The organism is Snodgrassella alvi (genome assembly GCF_002777855.1).
Classification (GTDB): domain Bacteria; phylum Pseudomonadota; class Gammaproteobacteria; order Burkholderiales; family Neisseriaceae; genus Snodgrassella; species Snodgrassella alvi_E.
Map to the genome: position 1 here is coordinate 1 of NZ_MEIK01000037.1, position 9,480 is coordinate 9,480.

Below are 9,480 nucleotides of genomic sequence, written 5' to 3' on the forward strand. Positions count from 1 at the left end.
CCCCCTGCTACTGTCCCTATCGCTGACGATAGGTCTCTTATGCTTCCTTTTACGTTTTCCGGCAATCTGTTCGGGTCTATTTCTCCTGTGGCGGGATCTATTGCTTCTGGATACTGCTCTTTTGGCAGATGGTTTATTAGGTATTGGGCTGCCAATTCTGCACTGCTCGCTCCTGCCGCTCCTGCTGCTGCACTGCCTCCGTTTACACTTGCAGTTACTGCACCTAATATGGCATGCGCTACCAGCTGCGCTGCTTCGTTTTTGTTTTCTCCGTGGCCGAATTGTTTGCCTATCAGCTCTGATGCATATGGTGCTAAGGTGTTGGCCACTACCTGTATATTGGTCTGTCCGCCCAGTGCACCGGTGATGGCTGTGGTCACTGCATTCAGTGCACGGCTCTTGTTGCCGCCTATGCCCCATGCCTGTGCCTGTTCGTCTGCTTGTTTGTAACTGCTGGAATATTGTTTCAGGAATTCGGCTTTTTCGGCTTCGTTCAGGCTATTGTATTTGTTTAGTATCTCTCCGCCTTCTGTTTGCAGTTGCTCTTCTGCCGCTTTTTTCGCCTGCTGCTTTTCTTTGTCCGCTTTGTTTGCCATATCTGTGCTTAGTGTACGTACGCTTTGCATGATGGTGGCGGTGGCATCAGCTACGGCCTGCTGTTTGTCCATAATCTGCTGTAAATCCGGCAGTTCATTTACTTTGCTGTGTGCTGTGCTGATGTCGCTGTGGATGCCCAGTTCTTCTACGCTGGTTTCTTTGCCGTTTATAATTATCTGCCCCGGGCTTAGGGTGGCATGTGTGGTGGTATGGTCGCTGCCGCTTTCGTATTGTGGCAGGCCGGGGGTGTAACTCGGATTGCCTACTGGCCCCGGGCCGTCTCCGGAAAAACCTCCTCCTATCGATGCATTGCTGGCATGGAAGTCGGAGTGGTTTTCGATGTCCTTGAAGGTAAGACTGTTGGTGGTAAGCTGGTTGTGTTCTTTGTCTGCAGTGGATCCGATGGCTCCTCCCTGCAAATCTACGCTATCGGCTTTGATGTGGTAACCATCTTTACCGGCAAATAATCCAGATTGCTGGTTGACGCCATTAAGGTGACCAGAAGCATTGCTGCTGCTAAAATTACCTGAGGCTTCCCATACGCTACCCAATCCGCCCTGTACATGCAGGCTGGCTCCGCTGTTTTTGATGACTTGGTCTATTTTGTCCTGCGGACTGATTATGCTCAGTTTGCCGCCAATGTCTGCATTGATACTGTTGGCAGTGGCCTGCGCACCCAGCAAGGTGGTGTCGCCTTTGCTGATGATGTTCAGTTTATCTGATTGCAGTGTGGTTTGGCTGTAAGTTTTAGCATCTAGGTGGTTGCTGCCGGAGCTAGCACCTACTTCGCCGTAAATATACACGCCGGTCTGGGCGCCGATTGAGGCTCCTACGCCTACGCTCATACCAACACTACTGTTTTTGCCATCGGCTTTCTGTCGGTTTTGGCCGGCTTCCAGCAGGATGTCGCGCGCTGAGTTGAGATTGATATTGTCTTTAGCACTGACTTGGGTGTTTTGTAAGTGGATGTCGCCTTCGGTACTAATAAGGTTTACATTACCACCGGCTGTTAGCTGGTTGGACTGTGAGTTGCTGTAGCTGCTGTCTTGACGGCTTTTGCTGCTCTTGAAGCCGATACCCGTTTCTACTTTGAGCAGTGTGGCACCTTTCTGCAGTGCATTCGGGTCTACAGCCTGTCCGTTCAGCAGGGCATCTGACACAACTTTGGCGTTGTTCTGCATGGCACTTTGTACGCTTTGAGCTGCGCTGTACACCAGGTAGCCTTGTCCTAATGCGGCCATCCCTTGCAGGGTTTTGGTACGGTCGTCTGCTTTGCTCTGATGTAAAGTATCTACGGCATTGGCTAGATCAATCAGTGGTGAGCTGACTTTAGTGAAGTTACCTACTTTCAAGTCGCGTAAAGACTGGTGGCTGCTGCCGTAGTTGGCATCATCCAGCACGTTTATATCTTTGGCTATGATGTTGAGATTATTAGCGGCAATGATATCTGCTACTTGCTGGGTATAGTGTTCGCCAGCAAAGATGTTAACGTTGCCGGTAAGGCTGCCTACCTGACTGCGTAGCTGTTCTACGTTGTTGGCTCTGTATTCATCTTTGCTGCTCATGTAACCGGTGAATTTTTCGGTATCAGATAGTTGGGCAGAACCCCAGCCCTTGCTGCTATGGCTTTCGCTCTGACTGTTGCTGTTTTGGGTGGATAATATGTTGACGTTTCGGGCTGCGTTGATGGTGTTGTCACCACCTGCTACTACGCTGCTGCCGATGATGTTGATGTCTCCTTTGAGTGTTTGCATGTTGGATGTCCCACCAACTGACAGCTGGGTACCAAGGGCACTATCAACGGAGCCTTGTCCTTTGCCTTTTTCATGCGCTAGGCCGATAGGTGAAGTCCATTTGCGTGTATCCAGATTAAAACCACTGCTTTTGCTGGTGGCATGTTCTTCGTGGCTATCACGGGCAAAGCTGAGGTTAATGTTATCACTGGCATGAAGTAAGGCATTGCCTTCGGCTGAGAGTCTGGCTCCCTCGCTGTTGATGCTACCATCGGTAGCAATAATATTGAGGTTGCCGCCAGCAGTTGCCTGTGTGGTAACAGACTCGCTATTGTGGGTATCGTGTGTCTGATGGGTACGCTGGTTACCTATAGTAACAACCACAGGGGTATAGGCAGCCTGTACGGCACTGGAAACTGCTTCACCTGCTTGCATGCTTTTACCCACGATGCTATTGCTGAAATCGCCATTTTGCATGCCTTCTTTGAGGGCAGAGGCTGCTGCCAAAGTTGGAGAATAGGTAAATCCTACTGAAAAACCACTTTTTTTGGTTTTGATATCGATTTTCTGATCACTGGTTATGCTGTCGGCCAGTAAATTTACGTTTTTACCTTGCAGGGTGAGGTCTTTGCCGGCACCAAATATCGCTGCTGTAGCATTTAGGTTGCCATCAGCTTTAATAATGGTGTTACCTTGCAGGCTGCCTACCTGACTTAAGGTAAGGGTTTGGTTTCCATCTTGCTGATCCAACTGAGTTTTGGTCTTACTGTATCCTACGCTGGCCACACCTTTAGACAGATTGGCGGTAAAACCGGATTTTTTCTGTTCGTGGTATTCGTGGTCATTATATTGGTTATGCGCAGCTTCAATGTTGATATCATTTCCAGCACTAAGAATGGTTTGTTCTTTGGAAATAATATTACTACCGCGTACCTGTATATTCTGCTCACTGCCAATATTAACCTGATTACCACTGATGCTGCTGCCTATCGCTTCGTCATGATGCTTTTGGTATTTATCAATAGTGGTTTTGCTTGAAACCAATCCTTTGGATTTGTTGTAAATAGCTTCATCTAAATCAGCTGTTTGCCTACCTTCGGTAATATTGACGCTATCTTTGGCGTAAATATTAACGTTGCCATTATTGCTGCTGATGTCACTCTGGCGAAGGTTGATCTGTTTGCCTGAGGCAATACTGATGTCTCCTTGTCCACTGATTTGAGTGCCCACTTCTGCGCTGTGGTGAAGTGATAGATGATTGCGATCGCTCAGTTTGCCACTGGTTTCATGATCGGCAATCTGTACCGTACCTAGATTTATGCTGCCATTGGTGGAACGCAGCTGTGTACTACCGTTGACGGCGTTGTTTATAATGTTGGCCCCATGCAAATCAATGCCGTCTTTGCCATCTACAGTTAGGCTGCTGTCTTTGTTTCCGGTGACATAAAGTCCAGCTACACGATTGATAATGGTGGCACCGTTACGTTCATCGCCATGGGTGGCTGTGGTGGTATTGATGCTGATGTGTTTGGCTTGCAGGCTTAGCATATCCTGTGCCAGTGCTGCACCTCCATTAATATCAATGTTGTTTACCGCACTCAGTGCTACTTTTTGACCGCTAATTAAACCGCTGTTAGTCAGGTTCTGTGCACCCAGATCAACAATTTTGCGGCCGGCAATAGTACCCTGATTATTCAGATTCTGATTGGTATGCAGGCTGATGTTGCCGGCACTAATTAATGCACCCGCTGAGTTTACGTCACCATCACGCACCTGTAGATATACTTGTGGTACCAGTACGGTCTGCTTGCTGCCGTCAGCCAGAGTTACTGTCTGATTAACCAGCCAGACAATGTCGCTAGTCAGCCGCGCTATCTGCTCAGCACTCAGAGCAATGCCTGGTGTCAATTGATACTGTTGTGCAAAACTGATACCAGCATTCATCAACTCTTTATATTGCTCTTCGTCATTGCTATAGCCTTCCAGCCGGCGAAAGCCGGTAAGCTTGGCTATCTGTTCGTTTATCAGTTTTTGTTCGTAATAGCCGTCGCCCAGCCGTTTTTGCATTTTGTCCGGATTGTGGCCGAGTGCGCTGAGCATGTAATCGCTGCCCAGCCATTTTTTCATATTGGTAAAGGCTGGGTCTGTTTCAACCAAATAACCGCTGTTAGCAGGATTGATATGGTATAGGCTGCTGTTGGGTAAACCGGTATTAAAGCTGGTAAGGGTTTTAATCTGCTCATTATGCAGCTGCACGCTGTTATTCTGACTGGCGGCATTGTTATTATTTATGCTATTATCATTATTACTGCCAACAGGATTGCTGTTACTGCTGACATTTATTTCTTGGGCGGATACATTTGCTGCTGTGGCATTGACCTGATTAGCACCTGTGTTGATATGCTGCTGGATAACGCTGACTGGTTGTTCGAAATCCAGTTCCGTAATGGTAGTACTATCTACTGGTTCATTATCTGTTTTTTTACGTGATTTATGATGCCGACCACTTTTACCGTAAGTAAACTTACCTTTCTTACCCTTATCAACAACACGCTGTACTTGTTTGGTTTCTTTGTTTTCCAGCCATAGATTACCGCCCACTGTAAGATTACCGCCAACCAGTATCTGACTGTTATTATTTTCCCAATGGCTGCCATCTATATTGAGACTTCCGCCAATAATTATTTGGCCCGGCTGACTATCGACAATATGCTGTTTATAGGTGTCACGTACAAAATCCCACCACCTAATTTTATTGATATCATCATAGCGCCAGTGAACTTTGCTGCCATCCTTAAATTTGAACTGAGCATATTTCCTGCTCCAACTGAAATGGCCGTCTTTTCCTTCTGTCCAAGTTTCAGTTTTGCCTGCATCTTTATATTGTTCGATTCGTTCACTGTTAGCCAGATAATCTTCTACCATGAAGTGATCATTTAAATTTTGTAACTGCTGCACGGTGATGTTACCGTTACCCTGCGCTTCGATACGGGCACTGCTGTTGAGCAGATTATCTGCCATGCCCATAGCCTGATGCTGTTGGTTTAGGCTGCCACCGATGGCGATGTCACCCTCGCTGGAAATCAGGGCGTGTTCTTTGTTAACGATATTAGTTGCACCAATGTCCAGCCGCTGGCGTGCGGCTATCACTGCTGCTTTGGTTTCTGTGCCGCTGGTTTCTTCCTGATTGTATAAATCATGGGTGCCGATGGCGACATGGTTGCCATAGATGCGGCCGGTACCGATGTTGTTGATGCTGCTTCCGGACTGTACTAGTGTGGTGCCGTTGCTGTTTATCAGGCCACGGTTGGTGATATTGCTTTGTGCCTGTAATTCGGTTTGATTGTTGCTCTGAATGGTGCCGCTGGCCTGATTGTTGATGCTGGCTGCCTGTAGGCGTACGCTGTCGCCGCCACTGAGGGTGTGGCTATTGTTGATTATCCCTTGGCTACTCAGATCCAAATTAGCACCGGCACTGATATCAGCCTCTGCGCTGAAGTCATCATGCAGGCGGATGGTAGCGTTACGGCCTGCGGCGATACTTCCTGAGTTGTTAAGGTATTTACTCTGGATGTTTAGGTCATTACCAGCAAGTATTTTGCCATCACTGCTGTTGTCAATGTGCAGGTTGTGGCCATTCTGGTCTTGAATCTGAACATCTTCTGCACTGCTGATCTGCCCTTGGCGGTTATCCAGATTTTGGTTAATCCGAGCATTCAATTTTTTGTTGGCCCGGATAGAGCCGCTTTGATTGTTGACATTTTCAGCCTGCAATTCGATGTTTTCAGCATCAATACTGCCCTGCTGATTGTTTACGCTAGCAGCATGGATTATCGCCTGTTTGCCGGCAACGATTTTACCCTCGCCACTATTGTCGACGCCAATATCGCTGTCTGCGCCGGCATTAATGGCCACTTCGGTACCGCCGCTTATCAGGCCATTACGGTTATCAAGCTGCTCTTTGAGTTGTGTAGTCAGTTCCTTGTTGGTTCGGATAGCGCCGCTGTTATTGTTAACACTGTCTGCCTGCAAGAGCAGACTGTCGGTATCTATACTGCCCTGCTGATTGTTGAGGCCGGTGGCAACAATAACGGCTTCTTTGCCGGCAATAATCTTTCCGGCTGTATTGTCAATTGAAGCCCGCTGCTTACCATTGGCATTCAAATATAACTGCCCACTGCTGCCTAATATACCGTTCTGGTTTTGCAACTGTTGGCTGATTTGAGCGTTTAGTTGCTGGTTAGCCCGGATGGCGCCACTTTGGTTGTTGACATTATCTGATTGTAAATCGATTTTTTCAGCATCGATGCTACCTTTCTGGTTGTTCACGCTTACAGCATGGATTACAGCCCCTTTACCAGCGATGATTTTACCGTCGGCGCTGTTATCAACAGCCAGCTTGCTGTCACCAGTTGCATTAAGCAAAACATCGTCAGCAGCACTGCTTATCTGCCCACCCTGATTGCTTAATTGCTTTGTAATGCTGGCGTTTAGCTGCTGGTTGCTGCGGATGGCACCACCGTTATTATCGACACTGTCGGCATAAATATTAATGCCATTAGCATCTATGCTGCCCTTTTGGTTTTTGAGGCTGATGCTGTTGATGATGGCTTGTTTGCCAGCTATGATTTTGCCCTGTGTGCTGTTGTCGATGACTAATCTGGCGGAATTGGTTGCGTTTAGGTTGAAATTTTGTCCACTGCTTATCAGGCCAGATTGATTATTAAGGCTGGTGCTTATTTGTGCCTGTATTTGCTGATTGGTGCGAATAGCCCCCAGCTGATTATTTACGCTATCCGCTTTCAGTTGCAGACTGTCACTATCGATGGCGCCACTATTGTTATTTAGGTTGGCCGTTTGTATTTCAGCCGCACCTCCACTCCATAGCTGCCCGCCTTTGCTATTGTCAATTTGCCCACTACTGTGTATCTGCAGTTGTTTCTGTGCCGCTATGACGCCGCTATCACTGTTGTCGGTGTTCTCTGCCTCTATGGCTATTTGTTCCGTCGATTGAATCCGGCCTTTGCGGTTGTCCAGTTCTTTGCCTGTGTACTGGAACGGTCCGCTGCTGCTGATTTCACCACTGCGGTTATCCAGCCGGCCTGTGTTGATGTGGGCTTCGCCGGTGTTGAGTTTTCCTTGCTGGTTGTCGAGTAGTTCGCCGCTTACTTGTAATTTGTTTAGGTTGAGGGTACCACGGTTGGTCAGGCCGTTATGTGCGTTTAGATCGATGCCACCATTGGCAATTATTTGGCCGTTGTCGTTGAGAATTTCTTGTTCGCTGATGATTTGGCCGCTGGCAAATTGTTTGGGGGTGCTCGCCGCTGCTTCGGTCTGGCCTGCACCTGTGGCACTGGTCGGTACGGGGGTATCTTGGTTTTCTGCCGGTTTCTGCGGCTTGGCTGGCTGTTCTGTTGTGGCTGATTCGCTGCTGTTGCTGGTTGGGGGTTCTGATGGTGCATACCCGATCAGGCTGTTGCTGCTGTTATTCAGTTTATCCAGATCCAGTTTCAGGCTTTGCTGGCCGCTCTGGATGATTTTGCCCTGCTGGTTGTGGATGCTGCCACTGCTGATGTCCAGACGGCCGCCGTTGATTTCGCCCTGATTGCTCAGTAGCTGCCGGTTGCGGATGTTTAATTCGTCGGCACTGGTGATTAAACCGCTGTTGTCTAGCTGCTGGCTTTGTAATTGCATTTTGCCTTGGCTGGACAGGGTGCCGCTGTTGCGGATGCTGTCTGCATGTATGGCGGCAGTGGCCTCTTCTGCGGCGCTACTGTTTTTATCTGCGGCAACGATGCTGCCGCTGTTGCTCAGTTTGCCATCGGCACTGATGCTGACGCCTCCGGCTCCGGCAAAGATTTGGCCGGCATTGTTGATGCCGACGCCTTTGTCGTTGCTGATTAGTACGATTTTGCCGGCATACATGCCACCTAGGCTGCTGCTGTCTATGGCTATGCTTTGTTTGTCCGATATATCGTTGTTTACGTTGGCGGTGATCTGCCCTTGGGCATTGATGTCATTACTGCCGGTACTGATGTTGAGTTTATTTGCCCAGATACCGGCATTGATTTGCGCTGCTTTGGACAGGATGTTGGTGTAATCGCTGCCGCTTGTGTCCAGCCCCTGTCCGTTGATGCTGATGTTGCCTCCCCGTACCTGAAAGCCATCTAGGCTGCCGTTATTGAGTACGGGTCTGCCGGTGGTTAGGGTGACGCCGGCAGCATTGATAAAGCCGCCGCCATTGACGCTGATGCCAGAAGGGTTGGCCATGATGACTTCGGCTCGTCGGCCGGCTACTTCGATGTAGCCGTTGAGCCGGCTGGGATTGCTGCTGTTGATTTGGTTGACGATGATGCCGGCTTCGCCTTTGGCCAGCCATGGGTTGCCTTGTATCCAGCCAGCTTGTTTGGTCTGGGTGCTTTTACGGCTGTTGTTGAGGATGGCTCCTTGTTTGTTGACGTCTAATTGCCGGTACTGGTTGATGGATACGCCGCCTTTGCTCGGGGTCTGGATGTTGATTTGCGGGATGCCGTTGGCGGTTTGGAGGATGGTGGGTTGCTGGTTTTTGGGGGCAGACGGGTCGGCATGGATGTCTGCTGCTATGGCAGAGTGATTAATGAGTACGCATAAACCTAATCCGAGTAGGATGGAGCTGGTTAATACGGGTAGTCTAGCCAGTAGGCTGCTGAAGATGGTGCCGCCGCTTTGATTGCGGTCTGCGGTGCTTTTGCCTTCACGGATGGTGTTTTCGGCTACGGCAACCAGAATCCCTCTTTTTTTGTTGAATATGACTTTGTATCTGTTTTTATTCATGATTTTTCCTGTTATTCGCCGTACAGCCTGGGCTAACGGCGTTCTGATATGTGTGGTTTGATTGTGTTATATGGAATAGTTGAGGCTGAAGCCAACGGTGGTATTGGCGGTACGGAAGTACTGGGGTTTATATATTGGTTTGCCGGCAAAGATGTCGTAATACCACTGGCCACCGGCTTTCATCTGGCCTTTGAAGCCGATAACGGCACCTGCTAGTGTTTTACCCAGCTGCATTTCGGTGGCGGGGCCGGCAACGTGGCCGACATCTAGCCCTAGATATACCTGATGGGTACCTAGATATTGCCAGCTGAGGTTGTTGTTCCAGTACCAGCCTCGT

The 9,480-nt window shown here is 48.8% G+C and carries 2 protein-coding genes; both read right to left on the reverse strand.

Translation table 11 applies throughout. From position 1 onward, the window contains the following. The coding region (locus BHC43_RS08945; RefSeq protein WP_144078753.1) for a two-partner secretion domain-containing protein at window positions 1-9,143 on the reverse strand (9,143 nt) is incomplete at its 3' end. 66 nt (window positions 9,144-9,209) lie between these two features. Then, a partial coding sequence (locus tag BHC43_RS10785) for a ShlB/FhaC/HecB family hemolysin secretion/activation protein (protein WP_306807701.1) occupies window positions 9,210-9,480 on the reverse strand: 271 nt, incomplete at its 5' end.